This window comes from Pseudomonas sp. SST3 (assembly GCF_003325755.1).
The window spans coordinates 212,487-228,464 of sequence record NZ_QORI02000002.1; the positions used below are offsets into that span (position 1 = coordinate 212,487).

The window sequence follows — 15,978 nt, forward strand, 5'->3', positions numbered from 1 at the left end:
ATCGCTCGGATTTGCCAGACACATACAGCTTTGCCTGATGGAGCATTCATGGACCAAACGACCGATGCCGGTGGCCGCATTCTCCTCGTGGATGACGAGGCCGCGATTCTGCGGACCTTCCGCTACTGCCTGGAGGATCGCGGCTACACGGTGGTGACGGCAGCCAGCGCTTCGCAGGCCGAAGCGGTTCTTCAGCGTCAGGTGTTCGACCTGTGCTTCCTCGATCTTCGCCTGGGTGAAGACAACGGCCTTGATGTGCTGCAACAGATGCGCGTGCTGGCACCCTGGATGCGCGTGGTCATCGTCACCGCCCATTCAGCCGTCGACACGGCAGTCGATGCGATGCAGGCCGGCGCCGCGGACTATCTGGTCAAACCCTGCAGCCCGGAACAGCTGCGCCTATCGGCGGCCAAGCAGCTGGAAGTCCGGCAGATGGCGGCGCGCCTGGAAGCCTTGGAAGGTGAAGTGCAGAAGCGCAGCGACGCGCTGGGTTCATACAGCCCGGCGATGATGGGCGTGCTGGAGACAGCCCGTCAGGTAGCCGATACCGATGCCAACATTCTCATCCTTGGTGAGTCCGGCACCGGCAAGGGCGAACTGGCACGCGCGATCCACAACTGGAGCCGGCGCGCCAAGAAGGCCTTCATCACCATCAACTGCCCGTCCCTGTCAGCGGACCTGATGGAAAGTGAGCTGTTCGGACACAACCGTGGCGCCTTTACCGGCGCCACCGAGAGTACGCTGGGACGCGTCAATCAGGCGGACGGCGGCACGCTGTTCCTCGACGAGATCGGCGACTTCCCGCTGGCGTTGCAGCCAAAACTGCTTCGATTCATCCAGGACAAAGAATACGAACGCGTCGGTGATCCGGTTACTCGCCGCGCGGACGTGCGCATCCTCGCGGCAACCAACCTGAACCTTGAGGAAATGGTTCGCGAAGGCCGTTTTCGCGAGGATCTGCTCTATCGCTTGAACGTCATCACGCTGAACCTGCCGCCGATGCGCGAGCGGCCGGAAGATGTTCTGACGCTTGCCGAACGCTTCCTGGCGTCGTTCGTGAAAAACTACGGCCGGCCAGCACGAGGCTTCAGCGACAGCGCCATCGCGGCGCTGAAGTCCTACCGCTGGCCCGGCAACGTGCGCGAGCTACGCAACGTGGTCGAGCGCGCCAGCATCATCTGTCCGCAGGAGATGATCGAGGTCAGCCACCTCGGGCTGGCCGATCAGAGCATCAATAACGCCCCGCGTATCGGTGAAGCACTCAGCCTGGAAGAATTGGAGAAAGCGCATATTTCGGGGGTACTGAGCACCAGCGACACCCTCGAGCAGGCCGCCCGAATCCTGGGCATCGACGCCTCGACACTCTACCGAAAGCGCAAGCAATACGGCCTATGAAACTCCAGATGAAGCTGAGAACCCGGCTGTTCCTGGGATTCTCGGCACTGATGACCGTGGCATTGCTGGGCTTGCTGCTGGCCCTCGTCAGCGTGGTGCAGATGGCCCAGAGCCAGGAAAAGCTCATCCGCGACAATTTCGGCGTCATCGAGGTCAACCAGCAGTTACGTCAGGCACTGGGCAATCACCTGCTCCAGCTGGTGCGTGAAGAGCGCAACAATGCCGCGCTGGCGGAATCGCGTGGCGTATTCCAGACGGCGCTATCACACGGCCTGTCCCAGGCGTCGCGCCCGGCTGACCAGCAGGCTTACCAAGCCATCGGCGATGCCTACGCCAACTTCATCAATGAGCTCGAAGCCCCTTCAGGCCTGAACTGGACGCTGCTGGAAGACAACGCGCTCAGCCAGGCCTTCAACCATGTGCGCGAGCTGATGGTCGACATGCAGCAGAGCGCCTACGACCAGATCCGCGATACCGAAATCCGCAGCCGTGAAAGGGCGCAGCTGCTCGCCGGATTGCTCGGCCTGACCGGCGTTGCGGTGCTGCTGATCGGGTTTGTCACGGCACATAGCTTCGCCCGGCGCTTCGGCGATCCCATCGAGCAATTGTCCATCGTCGCCGACCAGATCGGCCGCGGTGATTTCAATATCAGCCTGCCTGCCTCCCCCATCGCCGAGCTGTCTTCGCTGATTCGTCGTTTCGGCTTGATGGCGCAGGCGCTGCATGAGTTCAAGCAGACCAACATCGAAGCGCTGGTCAATGGCCAGCAGCGTCTGCAGGCACTGCTGGACAGCATCGACGACGGCCTGCTGATCGTCGACCGCCAGGGGCGGCTGGAGCATGCCAACCCGGTCGCGCAACGACAGCTGGCATGGGAGAGCGAACACCTCGGATCGACCCTGGGCCAGGCCCTCGGTTATCCGGAACTGGACGAGGCCGCCCAGCAAGTCCTGGATGACAAACCATTGTCTGGGCCGCCGGAAGATCTGGTGATCGAGGCCGATGGCGAGCGCAGGCTCTTGTCGTGGCGCATGAGCCCGGTGAACCATCACGACGGGCGCATCAGTGGAGCGGTGATGGTGCTACACGATGTCACCGACCAGCGGACCTTCGAACGCGTGCGCAACGAGTTCGTCCTGCGTGCGTCGCATGAGCTGCGCACCCCGGTGACCGGCATGCAGATGGCGTTCAGCCTGCTGCGTGAGCGGACTCATTACCCGGACGGCAGCCGCGAGGCCGATCTGTTCAGCACGGTGTACGAGGAAATGCAGCGACTGGTTACGCTGATCAACGATCTGCTTAATTTCTCGCGCTACCAGAGCGGCCAGCAGAAGCTTGAACGAGTGCCTTGCGACCCGGCCGAACTTCTCCAGCAGGCACAACAGCGATTCGCGCCCGCCGCCGCGCAGAACGACATCGAGATCAAGCTGGAACTGCAGACACCACTGCCCAACCTGTTGCTGGACCGGCAGCAGATGGAGCGAGTGCTGGACAATCTGCTCAGCAATGCGCTGCGACACACGCCGGATGGCGGCGAGATTCGGCTGCTGGCCAGGCATCATGGCGAGCGGGTCATCCTCAGCGTCGAAGACAACGGCGAGGGCATTCCTTACAGCCAGCAGGCGCGCATTTTCGAGCCGTTCGTGCAGATCGGCCGTCGCCGAGGCGGCGCCGGACTGGGCTTGGCCTTATGCAAGGAGATTGCGCAACTGCATGGTGGCCGGATCGGCGTGCATTCACGGATCGGGCACGGCACCATCTTCTACATCGCCCTGCCGATCTGACCCAGGCAGGGCCGAACAAGAAGAAAGGAGCCGTCATGCCCAGCCTCAACCCGAGCGCCGAACAACTGGAACACTTCGCCGAGCAGATGCCGGCCGGCGAGCCGATCCTCATGCTCAATCTGCTGCGCTTCAATCAACAAGCGGCCTATCCGACCGAGAGCGGACATGCGCCATGCAGCGGCAGGGAAGCGTACGCACGCTATAGCCGCACCGCGCTACGCAAGGTACGAGAAGCCGGGGGCGATGTGCAGGTGGCGGCCAGTGCTCAGGTCGCGCTGATCGCACCGGAGCAGGAAGAGTGGGACGAAATGCTACTGGTGCGATACCCCTCACCGGAAGCCTTTCTGGCGATGCTCGCGGACGAGGAATATCGCGCAGCAACGCTCCATCGCAGCGCCGCCCTGACCGACTCGCGACTGGTTGCCTGTTCGCCTCGCGCCTGAGAGCGCATCAGGGCTCCATCGCAAGCGCCGCGAGAATCGCCGCGGTTTCTGCATCCGGCTCGCCGTCGAAGCGTGTGGGCCGGTATTTCATCTGAAAGGCGGCGATCACGTTGCGGGTTTCCAGATCCAGATGGCCGTGTTCCGGCACGTTGTAGCCCTGCTTGACGAGCTGCGTCTGGAACCAGGCCACGTCCGGTAGTTCCAGCGTGAACAGGCTACGCTGGCGGGCCACCACGGCGGCGTCGGGCCATGGCACCAGGCCAGCGTCGGCCAGGCGTTTCCAGGGAAACAGCGGACCGGGGTCGACTTTGCGCTGCGGAGCGATGTCACTGTGGCCGATAATGGCCCCCGGTTTCAGGCCATGCCGCTGCATGATGTCCTTGAGCAGCACGATCAGCGCGTCGATCTGTTGCTCGGAATAGGGATACCAGAGCCGCCCACGTTCGCTTTCGATATAGCCGCGGTTGATTAGCTCAATGCCGATCGAACTGGAATTGAGCCAGGTCCGACCGTTCCATTGACTCTCACCGGCATGCCAGGCACGGCGATCCTCCTCCACTAGGCGGTATATGGTCGCGGGGGCCTCGCCGATCAGGTAATGGCTGCTGACGCCGTCACCCTTGAGGATTTCCAGTGAGCGCTGCAGATCACTGGAGGTGTAATGCAAGACGATGAACTGGACTCGGCTATCGTGGCCCAGCGAGCTATGACTGGTATCGATACGCGGGTCGCTGGCGCAGCCGACAAGCAACAGGGCGAACGCAGCTAGGATCAAGGCTTTCATACGGCACCTCTGGTCGACAGCGAAATGACGCAGACTAGGCTATTGGGTCGGGCATGTGGCACCCGCTAGATAGCGCCGAGAGAATGGCGCCGGAGCAAAGGAGGGGATTATACCGAGGTGACCCGGAGGCTCCCAGCGCGACTGGTCAGCCCGCTTCGATACGGTTGCGCCCGGCGCCCTTGGCCCGATAGAGCGCCTGATCGGCGCGCTCGAAGACCTGCGCAGCACTGTCGGTATCGGCGAAGCTTGCGAGCCCGCCGGATAACGTGACCTGGATGCGTGTCCCTTTGAAGTGAAACGGGCAGTCCTGAATGCCCAAACGCAGGCTTTCGAGCAGCTGCATGCCCGCCGCCAGAGGCGTCTCAGGAAGCAGCAGTGCGAACTCTTCACCACCGAAACGGGCAATGAAATCGGACTTGCGCAGCCGCTTGTGCAGCTCGCTGGCGATGATCTTCAGCACGCGATCGCCGGCGAGATGACCGAACCGGTCGTTGATCTGCTTGAAATAGTCCACGTCGAGTACGGCCAGAAGCAGCTGGTCGCCGTAGCGTTGCTGGCGCGCTACCTCCTGCGTCAGGCGTTCATCCCAGCCTGCGCGATTGGGGAGTTCGGTCAGCGGGTCCCGCAGCGCCTTCTGTCGCTGCTCCTCGAGATGCTCGCGCATCCCGGCAGCAGATTGCTCCAGGCTCGCGACCCGCCCAACCAGGGTATTCAGCCGCTCGCTTACCTGCAGCTCATGTGCGCTGCGCTGCTGCTCATAGCTATCGACGGTTTCCAGCAGCCGATCGATGCGGGCCTGAACGATCTGTTTCAGGCCTGGCAGATCCGTGACATCACGCATGCTGCTTTGCAGCCCATCGAACTGATGACGCAGCGCCTCATTCAGCGCTTGCGCGGTTTCCTGACTCTGGGCGTGCCCTTGATGTGTGACGCACAGGCTTTCATGCATGGCCGCCAGACGCTCGTTGAGCAATTTCAGGTAGCTCTCGAATTCGCTCTGCCCATGATCAGCCGCTGCGACCATCAGTTGCGCAAGATCATCCAGCAGCGGAACCAGCTCATACCAATTCAAGCCCCGCTCGATTCGCTCGCGAAGCGCCAGAACCTTCGGCTGCTGATGCTCCGGCAGCTGCAGCCCATCGAGCAGATGATACAGCGCAGCCTCCACCCGTTCGGCAATCACGCTGTAGGCGTGCTCAGGCGAGACGGGAAGAATGTGGCTGCCCATGGCCTCGCCAGCAAACGTAACGGATGCGGTACCTGCCTCCACGCATTGACCATCAGCCAACTCACCGCTGCCTGCGACGACAAGCCTTGGCTGCTCGACCATCGTTTGCCATTCACCTTCCGCCCGCGCGCCATCCGTCGCGGTTTCCGCCAGAGTCGCTGACAGGCTCGTCGCGCTTTCTTCAGAAGCCGCATCGACACTGTGTTCACGCTGTCCGAACAGCTTGCTCAACAAGCCCGTCGATTTACCCGTGCCGGCCATCTGCAAGGTCAATGCGCGATCCTGAAGCTCGCCCAGCTCCGCAAGCAGGTCGGGCCATTCAAGCGGCTGAGCGGCGCGCTCGTCGAGCTGTCGGGAGAATTTTTTCAATGGCTTGCGGACTTCGCTGGGTAACGGCAAGGCCTGCAGCTGCGCCACGAAACGGTGCAGCGATCGAGTCAAGCGCTCAAGACGTTCCTTCCTGCTCTTTTCGGTAGCCAGTACGGCGCGCTCGAGCCGCGGGACCAGCGCGCTCAAGCGGTCATCAGGAACGTCGTCGCGTAGCAGTTCGCGAAGCTCACGCATGCAATGCTCGACAGCCGGATCGGCACCATCCGCGGCATAACTGCTGCGCACCAGACTGCGCCGCAGCAGGTCAACATGCGCTCGCCAGCGCTCCTCGAGCTGCTCATGCTGTTCCAGCGCGTGTAGATACTTTTCCTTCCAGCGCTGCGCTTCGTCGCTCATATCACAGCGCCAGCCGGTATTGGCAAGGCATCGCCTCGCAGCGAGTCGGGCAAGCGGATTTCAACAGCGACCGGTAGGTGATCCGAACTGGCCTGCGCCAGTACATCAACCCGTTCGAGCGTCAGGCTGGGGCTCAACAAGATGTGATCGAGACAGCGCTGCGGCCGCCAGCTGGGGAAGGTCGCCTGGATCTGCGGAGCCTGCAGTCCAAGGTCGCGAAGCGGTGAATACTCCAGCAGATCACTCGCATGGGTGTTCATGTCGCCCATCAGGACCTGATGACGATAGCCGCCGATCAGATCGCGGATATAGGCCAGTTGCCGCGTTCTCGCGCCGCCGCCGAGCGCCAGGTGCATCACCACCACCACCAACGCGTCCTCACCCTCGCCAAACCGCAGCAGGATGGCGCCGCGACCGGACGGACCGGGCAGTGGGTGATCTTCCAGACCCTGTGGTTCGAGACGGCTGAGCACGCCGTTGCTGTGCTGGGCGAAGCGGCCGAGATTTCGGTTCAGCTGTTGGTACCAATACGGAAAGGCGCCAAGCTGCGCGAGATGTTCTACCTGATTGATATAGCCGGAGCGCAGGCTGCCGCCATCGGCTTCTTGCAGCGCAACCAGATCGTAGTTACCGAGCAAGTCGCCAATGCGCTGCAAATTCCCGGCTCGCCCTGGATGCGGCAGCAGGTGCTGCCAGCTACGCGTCAGATAATGATGGAAGCGCTCGGTGCTGATGCCAACTTGGATGTTGAAGCTCAGCAGCCGCAACCGGCCATCGCAGGGTAGTCCGATGGCGTCCAGACAGAGCGGATTGACGCGCGCCTGGCCTGGGCCGGCCAGGCGCGGTGAACTCCAACGGCGCAGCATGGCTGCTTACCGAGCTGCGCGTTCTTTTTCGATAAGGAAATCAGCCACTTCAAGGGCGCGCTGCGGGCCACCGGCAGAGCCGATGTCAAAACGGTACTTGCCGTTGACGATCATCACCGGAACGCCAGTGATCTGGTAGGCCATGGCCAGTTTCTTGGCCTGCTCGGCACGGCTCTTAACTCCGAATGAGTTGTAGGCCTTGATGAATGCTTCATGATCGACGCCCTGCTCGGCGAGGAACTCGGCCATTTTTTCCGGCGTGTCCAGCTTCTTGCCATCGCGGTGATAGGCGTGGAACACCGCGTCGTGAACGCTCTGGTCGACGTTCATCGACTCCAGCGCCAGGAACATCTGACCATGGACATTCCAGACGCCGCCGAACATAGCCGGGATGCGCTTGAAATCCACGTCGTCAGGTAGCTGCTCGACCCAAGGATTGATGATCGGCTCGAACTGATAGCAGTGCGGGCAGCCATACCAGAACAGCTCAACGACTTCGATCTTCGCCGGCTCGGCTACCGGGACCGGATTCTTGAGTTCGACATACTCTTTGCCCGCCTGGAATTCCGCCGCGTGAGCCGGCAAGCCGAACAGGCTGGCGGTGACGAGTACGGCACTGAGAACGAGTTTACGCATGGTGACTCCCTTGGCTTTGAACGGCTGACCGATAGCGTCAGGCTGCAGCAAATCATATTTACTCGCCAGCGCTTTTCACCACTTTTCAATATCTTGACAATCATTGTAGCGGCACAAAAAACAAAAAAGGCGTTCAGGTTCGAAACCTGAACGCCTTCCCGGACGGCCGCAGCCGATGCTGTCAGTGCAGACCCTGAATGTAGCTCGACAGGGCTTCGATGTCTTTGTTGCTCAGCTTCGACGCGATGGTGCGCATAATCGCCGTATCGCCATCATTGGTGCGATTGCCTTCGCGGAAATCGGTCAACTGCTTGGCCGTGTAAGCGGCGTGTTGGCCACCCAGCTGCGGGAAGCCCGCCAGGTCATTGCCGACGCCGTCCGGTGCATGGCAACCAGTGCAGGATGGCATTCCCAGATCCAGCTTGCCGCCGCGGTACAGCTTTTCACCTTGCTCGACCAGCGCCGGATCCGCCATGCCAACCGTCATCTCCTGGCTGGCGAAGTAGGCTGCGATATCGGCGAGATCCTGGTCGCTGTACGGATCGAGCATGCCGGTCATTTCCAGCACTTTGCGCCCGGCATCTTCCGGAGCGCCCGGCGTGCTACCGGCCTTGATATCCTGCAGCTGCTTGAACAGATAGCTCTCGCCCTGACCTGCAAGTTTGGGGAAGTTCGGTGCGGCACTGTTGCCATCGGCACCGTGGCAGGCGCCACAGACTGCAACCTTCTCCTGACCGGCTTCGGCATTACCAGCCGCATGGGCGATACCGGTGATGCCAAGGGTCAACAGCAGACTCACGAGTACTTTGTTCATCAGCTCATCCAACTACGGCTAAGGGGTTATAGAAAGAATCCTGTTCGGCAACGGGCCGCTCGGGCCATGGCCGTTGCTCGTAAAAGTGGCGTCTGGTTCGTCAATCGAACGGCTCTATTGGCCGCTTGGTGCCGGCAGCTGACAAGCCGCTGACCAGCTCGTTTAAGACCAAAGCGCACACAAAATCTGCGGCATTATATACTGGCGCTCTTGAAACGGAAATGAACCATTGCCGCACCCCTGCGCACTCACCGGAATACCCATGCTCCCAAAAAACCCGATTCTCGGCCTCTGCCAGCAAGCCACGTTCATGACCAGCGCCGCCAAGGTCGATCAATGCCCGGCTGACGAGGGCCTTGAAGTCGCTTTCGCCGGCCGTTCGAATGCGGGCAAATCCAGTGCGCTGAACACACTCACCCATGCCAGCCTCGCCCGTACGTCGAAGACGCCTGGGCGTACCCAGCTGCTCAATTTTTTCCGTCTCGACGATCATCATCGCCTGGTCGACCTTCCGGGTTACGGCTATGCGAAGGTGCCGATCCCATTGAAGCAGCACTGGCAGCGCCATCTCGAGGCCTACCTGAGCAGTCGAGAAAGCCTCGCCGGCGTGTTTCTGATGATGGATATCCGCCACCCGCTGACCGAGTTCGACCGGATGATGCTCGACTGGTCCAGTGCCAGTGAGATGCCGCTGCACATCCTATTGACCAAATCCGACAAACTCGCCTTCGGTGCGGCGAAGAACGCTCTGATGGCGATTCAGCGCGACATTCGCAAGGGCTGGGGAGACGGTGTCAGCGTACAGTTGTTTTCGGCGCCGAAACGCCAGGGTGTGGAAGAGGCACAGCTGAAGCTCGCCGAACTGCTGGGGATGGTTGACGAATACACTGACGAAACCGACGACGAACAGCCAAAAGCCTGACCCGCCGATAACCGCCAAACCGCCCGCTCTGCCTATCAGCGCAGAGCGGGCAGTCACTCACCACTACTCGCGATAATCTTCAACCGGCACGCATGCGCAGAACAGGTTGCGGTCACCGAAGACGTTATCGACCCGATTCACAGCCGGCCAATACTTATGCGCCTGGGTGTGAGCGCTTGGCGTCACACCCTCAGCGATACTGTAGGGTCGATCCCAGGGGTTGATCACATCAGCCAGGGTGTGCGGCGCGCGTACCAGCGGGTTGTCCTCGGCCGGCCAGCCACCATCCTGAACCTTGGCGATCTCGGCGCGAATGCTCAGCATCGCCTCGACGAAGCGATCCAACTCCACCTTCGACTCGCTCTCGGTAGGCTCGATCATCAGCGTGCCTGGTACCGGGAACGACATGGTGGGCGCATGGAAGCCGTAGTCGATCAGACGCTTGGCGACATCTTCTTCGGTGATGCCGGTCTGTGCCTTGAGCGGCCGCAGGTCGATGATGCATTCGTGCGCCACGCGCCCGTTGCGGCCGCTGTAGAGCACCGGAAAAGCATCGCCCAGACGCATCGCCAGATAATTCGCGCTGAGGATCGCCACCTCGGTGGCGTCGCGCAACTGCGGTCCCATCATGGCGATGTACATCCAGCTGATCGGCAAAATGCTGGCGCTGCCCCAGGGTGCCGCACTGACCGCGCCGTTCTCTGGTTTTGGTCCTTGCAGCTCGATCACCGGATGATTGGAAACGAAGGGCTGCAGGTGCGCCTTGATGCCGATCGGCCCCATGCCCGGACCACCACCGCCGTGAGGGATACAGAAGGTCTTGTGCAGGTTCATGTGCGAGACATCAGCACCGATGTCTGCCGGCCGCGCCAGGCCGACCTGGGCGTTGAGGTTGGCACCATCCATATAGACCTGGCCGCCCTGGGCATGAATCGCCTCACAGATCTCGCGAATCCCTTCCTCGTAGACACCATGGGTCGACGGGTAGGTGATCATCAGGCAGGACAGCTTGTCACCAGCCTCCGCGGCCTTGCGCTTGAGATCTTCCAGGTCGACATTGCCGGCCTTATCGCACTCGACGATGACCACTCGCATGCTGACCATCTGCGCCGACGCCGGGTTGGTGCCGTGCGCAGATGACGGAATCAGGCAGATGTCACGCTGCGCTTCGCCGCGGCTCTCGTGATATTTGCGAATCGCCACCAGCCCGGCGTACTCGCCCTGAGCGCCCGAGTTCGGCTGCATCGAGATCGCATCAAAACCGGTGATGGCGCAGAGCCAGGCTTCCAGTTCCTCGATCATCAGTTTGTAGCCCTGGGCCTGCTCGCGCGGCGCGAAGGGGTGCAGGTTGGCGAATTCCGGCCAGGTGATGGGGATCATCTCGCTGGTGGCGTTCAGCTTCATGGTGCAGGAACCGAGCGGAATCATCGCCTGGTTCAATGCCAGATCCTTGTTTTCCAGCTGCTTGAGATAGCGCAGCATCTCGGTTTCGCTGTGATGGGTATTGAACACCGGATGCGACAAGTACCCGCTGCTACGCTGCAGCTCGGCCGGTATGCCGCTGGCGACATCGCCCGCGTCCAGCCTGGCTATTTCAAGTCCGTGATCCGCGCCGAGGAACACTGCCAGCAACTGCTCTACGGTCTCTTCGCTGCAGGTCTCGTCAAGGCTGACGCCCAACTTGCCGCGGCCGAGAATACGCAGATTGATCCGCGCGGCCTGTGCGCTTTCGACAATCGCGGTTTGCGCGCCCCCCACATCCAGCGTGAGGGTGTCGAAGAAGTGGCGGTTGACGCGCTTGATGCCGTGCTGCTCCAGCGCGCCGGCCAGAATGGAGGTCAGCCGGTGGGTGCGCTGAGCGATGCGTTTGAGACCCTCGGGACCGTGATAGACGGCGTAGCAGCTGGCAATATTGGCCAGCAGCACCTGGGCGGTGCAAATGTTGGAATTGGCTTTCTCGCGACGGATGTGCTGCTCGCGTGTCTGCAGCGCCATGCGCAGCGCGGTGTTGCCGCGGGCGTCTTTAGAGACACCGATGATGCGGCCCGGCATGGCCCGCTTGAACGCATCACGGGTGGCGAAGTAGGCCGCATGCGGACCGCCGTAACCCATCGGCACACCGAAGCGCTGGGTCGAGCCGAGCACCACGTCGGCACCGAGCTCACCTGGTGGGGTCAGCAGCAACAAGCTGAGCAGATCAGCGGCGACACAGGCCAGCGCCTGCTGCGCGTGCAATTGCTCGATAGCCGGGCGAAGATCACGAATCTCGCCATGGGTGTCGGGGTATTGCAGCAGCGCCCCGAACACTTCCTGCGCCGCGATATCCTCGATCGCCCCGACCACCAGTTCGAAGCCGAAGGCCTCAGCACGGGTCTGCACCACCGAGAGCGTCTGCGGGTGGCAATTCTCGTCAACGAAGAAGCGATTGCTCTTGCTCTTGGCCATGCGCCTCGCCAGGGTCATGGCCTCGGCCGCCGCGGTCGCCTCATCGAGTAGCGAGGCGTTGGCCAGATCCAGCCCGGTAAGGTCGATGGTCAACTGCTGGAAATTCAGCAACGCCTCCAGGCGGCCCTGGGCTATCTCCGGCTGATAAGGGGTGTAGGCGGTATACCAGCCCGGATTCTCCAGTACGTTGCGCAGGATCACCGGCGGTGTGATGGTGCCGTGATAGCCCATGCCGATCAGGCTTGTCCAGAGCTGGTTCTGCTCGGCGTAGCTGCGCAGTCGTGCCAGTGCGCCCTCTTCATCCAGCGCCGGCGGCAATGCCAGCTCACCCTTGAGGCGGATCGCCGGCGGCACGGTTTGCTCGACCAGCTCTTCGCGGCTGGACAGCCCGAGCGAATCGAGCATGGCCTGCTGTTCAGCCGCATCGGGACCGAGATGACGACGCAGAAAGGCGTCAGATTGCTGAAGCTGGGAAAGGCGCGGCATTTGGGGCATGACTGCTACTCTCGGAAAAAGGAAAGCCCCGACATCGCGGGGCTTTTTCATAGGGAACGCTTAGGCTTCGGCGTCGCAGGAGGCCTTGTAACCCTCTGCGTCGAGCAGCTTGTCCAGCTCCGAGACATTGCTCGGCTGAAGCCGGAAGAACCAGCTGCCATAGGGCTCGCTGTTGACCGCTTCGGGCGCATCGGTGAGCTGCTCGTTGACGGCGACCACTTCCCCGGAAATCGGTGCGTAGATATCCGAAGCAGCTTTTACCGACTCCACCACGCCCGCCTGCTGGCCGGCGGTGAGTTGCTGGCCGACCTCTGGCAGCTCTACGTACACCACGTCGCCCAGCGCTTCCTGGGCATGATCGGAGATGCCGACGGTTACACTGCCGTCCGCTTCGAGGCGGGCCCACTCGTGGCTGGCGGCGTAACGCAGATCGCTGGGAATGTCGCTCATTCGTATGTCCTCAAAAAAGCTGTCGGTTTGCGGGCACGAAGCAGACTAGGCGGCCCGCTGCAAAAAAGCAGTCGGCCAAATTTACACCAGTACTTTGCCGTGACGCACGAAAGTCGGCTGCACCACGCGTACGGGATACCACTTACCACGGATTTCCACCTCGGCACGATCACCTGCGCCGGCCGGCACACGCGCCAGCGCGATGGCTTTGCCAAGCGTAGGCGAAAAACTGCCGCTGGTAATCTCGCCTTCACCAATGCCATTGACCCGTACGGTCTGATGCGCGCGCAACACGCCGCGCTCTTCGAGCACCAGGCCTACCAGTTTCTGCAGATCGCTCTGCGCCTTCTGCTGCTCAAGCGCCGGGCGGCCGATAAAGTCGCGCTCGGCCGGTTCCCACGCCACTGTCCAGCCCATGTTGGCCTGCAGCGGTGAGATGTCCTCGCTCATATCCTGCCCGTATAGATTCAGACCGGCCTCCAGACGCAGCGTGTCACGCGCGCCCAACCCGATCGGCGATATACCGGCGCCGACCAGCTCGCTGAGAAAGTCTGGCGCCTGCGCCGCTGGCAGGATAATTTCCAAACCGTCTTCGCCGGTATAACCGGTGCGACCGATGAACCAGTCGCCCGCAGCCCGACCATGGAATGGTTTGAGCTCTTGGATCAATGCGGCCCGAGGCTGATCGACTAGTTCGGCCGTCTTGGCTCGCGCATGCGGCCCTTGGATGGCCAGCATCGCCAGCTCGGGGCGCTCGTTCACCTCGACGGCGAACCCTTCGGCCTGGGCCTGCATCCAGGCCAGATCCTTGTCGCGGGTGCTGGCATTGACGACCAAGCGATAACCCCAGTCGGTGAGGTAGACGATCAGATCGTCGATTACGCCGCCACGCTCATTGAGCATTGCCGAGTACAACGCCTTGCCCACCTGCCCGAGGCGATCCACATCGTTGGCCAGCAAGTGCTGAAGATAGCGCTTGGCGTCCGGGCCCGCGACGTCGACGACGGTCATGTGGGAGACGTCGAACACTCCACAATCGCGTCGCACCTGATGGTGTTCTTCGACCTGGGAGCCGTAATGCAGCGGCATATCCCAGCCGCCGAAATCGACCATCTTGGCGCCAAGTGCGAGGTGCTGATCGTAGAGGGGAGTACGCTGACCCATGGGTTTCTCCTTCCGGGCAGGTCGCCGAAGCGGCGTGGGTGAAGCTTCTTTAGAGCCGGGCGGATGGCCCGACGATTTTGGTGGCGCGCATTGTAGCCCCAAGGTTGTGACAGGTCACGGCGAGCCGATGGAGCGAGCGCTCACCCGATCCGCCGTGCCGAGCGGCGAATCAACAGAACGACCGGCAACAACCCGACCAGCACCAGGGTCAGTGCCGGCAGCGCCGCACGCGCCCATTCGCCTTCGCTCGTCATCTCGAAGATCCGTACCGACAAGGTGTCCCAACCGAACGGTCGCATCAGTAGCGTAGCCGGCATCTCCTTCAATACGTCAACGAATACCAGCAACGCGGCACTCAGCGTGCCGGGGAGCAACAGCGGCAAATAGACGCGGAAGAAAAGTGCCGGCCCGCCGACACCAAGACTGCGCGAAGCTTGCGGCAACGACGGCCGAATACGCGCCAGCGCGCTTTCCAGCGGACCGAACGCAACCGCCATGAAACGAATCAGGTAAGCCAGCAGCAACGCCCCGAGGCTCCCGAGCAGAATCGGCTTGCCGGCGCCTCCAAGCCACGCGGACATCGGAATGACCAGTTGCCGGTCCAGGTAACTGAACGCGAGCATGATCGACACCGCCAACACCGAACCCGGCAGCGCATAGCCGAGGTTCGATAACCCCACCGCCGCTTTTACCGGGCGTACCGGCGCCTGACGCCGGGCGAAGGCGAGCAGTAACGCCACCCCAACCGTAATGAATGCCGCCAGCCCGCCCAAATAGAGGGTGTGCAGAATCAGACCGGTATAACGCTCATTGAGGTCGAAGCGCCCACGCTGCCAGAGCCAGACCAGAAGCTGCAGCATCGGAATGACGAAGGCACAGAGAAACACCAGGCCACACCAACCGCTGGCGGCTAGGGCCTTGAAGCCGCGAAGGCGATAAAGCACAGCCGACCGCGCCCGGTCGTTCGCAGGCCTGGCGGCACCGCGCGCGCGCCGCTCGCCGTATAGCACCAGCATCACTGCCAACAACAACAGGCTGGCCAATTGAGTCGCGCTGGTGAGGCTGAAAAAGCCATACCAGGTTTTGTAAATGGCGGTAGTGAACGTATCGAAGTTGAATACCGCGACAGCACCGAAATCAGCCAACGTTTCCATCAGCGCCAAAGCCAGGCCCGCGCCGATCGCCGGCCTCGCCATGGGCAGAGCGACACTCCAGAACGCTTTCCAGGGAGAGTGCCCGAGGACTCGTGCGGCTTCCATCAGGCCCTTGCCTTGAGCAATGAACGCCGAGCGGGCGAGCAGATAAACGTAGGGATAGAACACCAGCACCAGGACGATGATCACTCCGCCGGTAGAGCGGACCCCGGGAAAGCGCACTCCGCTGCCGAACCACTCGCGGGCCAGCGTTTGCACAGGCCCGGCGAAGTCCAGCAGGCCGATGAAGACGAATGCCAGTACGTAGGCAGGAATCGCGAAGGGCAGCATAAGTGCCCAATCTAGCCAGCGCCGCCCTGGGAATTCACATAATGACGTCAGCCAGGCCAGGCTGACGCCGAGAACCGTCACTCCGACGCCAACCCCTAGCACCAGCGTCAGCGTATTGCCCAGCAAGCGCGGCATCTGGGTTTGCCAGAGGTGCGACCAGATGCTGGTGTCGATGTTGTTCCAGCTGAACAACAGAACACTCAACGGCAGTAATACCAGCGCGGCGACTGCAAAAGTGATGGGGTACCAGCGGCGCTCGACGGGGTGGGACACGCAAGCCTCAAAAGCAAAAAAGACAACGCCCCCGGGGCTTCGGGGGCGCTGAGTATAACCGCAGCGGGA

13 protein-coding genes are annotated in these 15,978 nt (G+C 61.8%); 4 read left to right on the forward strand and 9 right to left on the reverse strand.

Going from position 1 to position 15,978, the window contains the following annotated elements; genetic code table 11:
* Nucleotides 1-48 precede the first annotated feature (48 nt).
* Genes algB through DQ405_RS03140 form a run of 3 tightly spaced genes read left to right on the forward strand, consistent with a single transcriptional unit; the run spans nt 49 to nt 3,622 of the window.
* Entirely contained in the window at nt 49-1,395 is a 1,347-nt protein-coding gene (gene algB / locus DQ405_RS03130; RefSeq protein WP_168422887.1) for a sigma-54-dependent response regulator transcription factor AlgB, read from the forward strand.
* Nucleotides 1,392-3,179 carry a KinB sensor domain-containing domain gene (locus DQ405_RS03135; protein ID WP_168422888.1) on the forward strand — a complete coding sequence of 596 codons (1,788 nt, stop codon included), beginning with the start codon at nt 1,392-1,394 and terminating at the stop codon, nt 3,177-3,179. The genes algB and DQ405_RS03135 overlap by 4 nt, the downstream gene beginning before the upstream one ends.
* Nucleotides 3,180-3,214: 35 nt before the next feature.
* Entirely contained in the window at nt 3,215-3,622 is a 408-nt protein-coding gene (locus DQ405_RS03140) for a DUF1330 domain-containing protein (protein WP_168422889.1), read from the forward strand.
* A gap of 7 nt (nt 3,623-3,629) precedes the next feature.
* Here DQ405_RS03140 and DQ405_RS03145 read toward each other — a convergent pair whose 3' ends face one another.
* From DQ405_RS03145 to DQ405_RS03165, 5 genes are all read right to left on the reverse strand, one after another.
* On the reverse strand, nt 3,630-4,406 hold the full coding sequence (locus DQ405_RS03145) for an N-acetylmuramoyl-L-alanine amidase (protein ID WP_168422890.1): 777 nt from the start codon (nt 4,404-4,406) through the stop codon (nt 3,630-3,632).
* A gap of 145 nt (nt 4,407-4,551) precedes the next feature.
* Nucleotides 4,552-6,360 carry a diguanylate cyclase gene (locus tag DQ405_RS03150; protein ID WP_168422891.1) on the reverse strand — a complete coding sequence of 603 codons (1,809 nt, stop codon included), beginning with the start codon at nt 6,358-6,360 and terminating at the stop codon, nt 4,552-4,554.
* Nucleotides 6,357-7,226 (reverse strand): endonuclease/exonuclease/phosphatase family protein, encoded by an 870-nt coding sequence (locus DQ405_RS03155; protein WP_168422892.1) that lies wholly within the window; start codon nt 7,224-7,226, stop codon nt 6,357-6,359. The genes DQ405_RS03150 and DQ405_RS03155 overlap by 4 nt, the downstream gene beginning before the upstream one ends.
* Nucleotides 7,227-7,232: 6 nt before the next feature.
* Entirely contained in the window at nt 7,233-7,862 is a 630-nt protein-coding gene (locus tag DQ405_RS03160; RefSeq protein ID WP_168422893.1) for a thiol:disulfide interchange protein DsbA/DsbL, read from the reverse strand.
* Nucleotides 7,863-8,043: 181 nt separating this feature from the next.
* Nucleotides 8,044-8,676, reverse strand: a complete 633-nt coding sequence (locus tag DQ405_RS03165; protein WP_168422894.1) for a c-type cytochrome — start codon at nt 8,674-8,676, stop codon at nt 8,044-8,046.
* 262 nt (nt 8,677-8,938) lie between these two features.
* On the opposite strand from DQ405_RS03165, the gene yihA reads away from it, so the two are divergent.
* A complete protein-coding gene (gene yihA, locus DQ405_RS03170; RefSeq protein ID WP_168422895.1) occupies nt 8,939-9,598 on the forward strand; it encodes a ribosome biogenesis GTP-binding protein YihA/YsxC in 660 nt (219 codons plus the stop codon).
* A gap of 63 nt (nt 9,599-9,661) precedes the next feature.
* Here yihA and gcvP read toward each other — a convergent pair whose 3' ends face one another.
* From gcvP to DQ405_RS03190, 4 genes are all read right to left on the reverse strand, one after another.
* Nucleotides 9,662-12,538 (reverse strand): aminomethyl-transferring glycine dehydrogenase, encoded by a 2,877-nt coding sequence (gcvP, locus tag DQ405_RS03175; protein ID WP_168422896.1) that lies wholly within the window; start codon nt 12,536-12,538, stop codon nt 9,662-9,664.
* Between the two features lie 60 nt (nt 12,539-12,598).
* Nucleotides 12,599-12,988, reverse strand: a complete 390-nt coding sequence (gene gcvH, locus DQ405_RS03180; RefSeq protein ID WP_168422897.1) for a glycine cleavage system protein GcvH — start codon at nt 12,986-12,988, stop codon at nt 12,599-12,601.
* 81 nt (nt 12,989-13,069) lie between these two features.
* Nucleotides 13,070-14,152, reverse strand: coding sequence for a glycine cleavage system aminomethyltransferase GcvT (gene gcvT, locus DQ405_RS03185; protein ID WP_168422898.1), 1,083 nt, complete (start codon nt 14,150-14,152; stop codon nt 13,070-13,072).
* 140 nt (nt 14,153-14,292) lie between these two features.
* Nucleotides 14,293-15,909 (reverse strand): ABC transporter permease subunit, encoded by a 1,617-nt coding sequence (locus DQ405_RS03190; protein WP_168422899.1) that lies wholly within the window; start codon nt 15,907-15,909, stop codon nt 14,293-14,295.
* Between the last annotated feature and the right edge of the window lie 69 nt (nt 15,910-15,978).

Coding starts and splice junctions, on each gene's coding strand:
- gcvP (WP_168422896.1), bottom strand. CDS start 12,538: ATGCCCCAAATGCCGCGCCTTTCCCAGCTTCAGCAATCTGACGCCTTT.
- gcvH (WP_168422897.1), bottom strand. CDS start 12,988: ATGAGCGACATTCCCAGCGATCTGCGTTACGCCGCCAGCCACGAGTGG.
- DQ405_RS03145 (WP_168422890.1), bottom strand. CDS start 4,406: ATGAAAGCCTTGATCCTAGCTGCGTTCGCCCTGTTGCTTGTCGGCTGC.
- DQ405_RS03150 (WP_168422891.1), bottom strand. CDS start 6,360: ATGAGCGACGAAGCGCAGCGCTGGAAGGAAAAGTATCTACACGCGCTG.
- yihA (WP_168422895.1), top strand. CDS start 8,939: ATGCTCCCAAAAAACCCGATTCTCGGCCTCTGCCAGCAAGCCACGTTC.
- DQ405_RS03140 (WP_168422889.1), top strand. CDS start 3,215: ATGCCCAGCCTCAACCCGAGCGCCGAACAACTGGAACACTTCGCCGAG.
- DQ405_RS03135 (WP_168422888.1), top strand. CDS start 1,392: ATGAAACTCCAGATGAAGCTGAGAACCCGGCTGTTCCTGGGATTCTCG.
- DQ405_RS03165 (WP_168422894.1), bottom strand. CDS start 8,676: ATGAACAAAGTACTCGTGAGTCTGCTGTTGACCCTTGGCATCACCGGT.
- algB (WP_168422887.1), top strand. CDS start 49: ATGGACCAAACGACCGATGCCGGTGGCCGCATTCTCCTCGTGGATGAC.
- DQ405_RS03155 (WP_168422892.1), bottom strand. CDS start 7,226: ATGCTGCGCCGTTGGAGTTCACCGCGCCTGGCCGGCCCAGGCCAGGCG.
- gcvT (WP_168422898.1), bottom strand. CDS start 14,152: ATGGGTCAGCGTACTCCCCTCTACGATCAGCACCTCGCACTTGGCGCC.
- DQ405_RS03160 (WP_168422893.1), bottom strand. CDS start 7,862: ATGCGTAAACTCGTTCTCAGTGCCGTACTCGTCACCGCCAGCCTGTTC.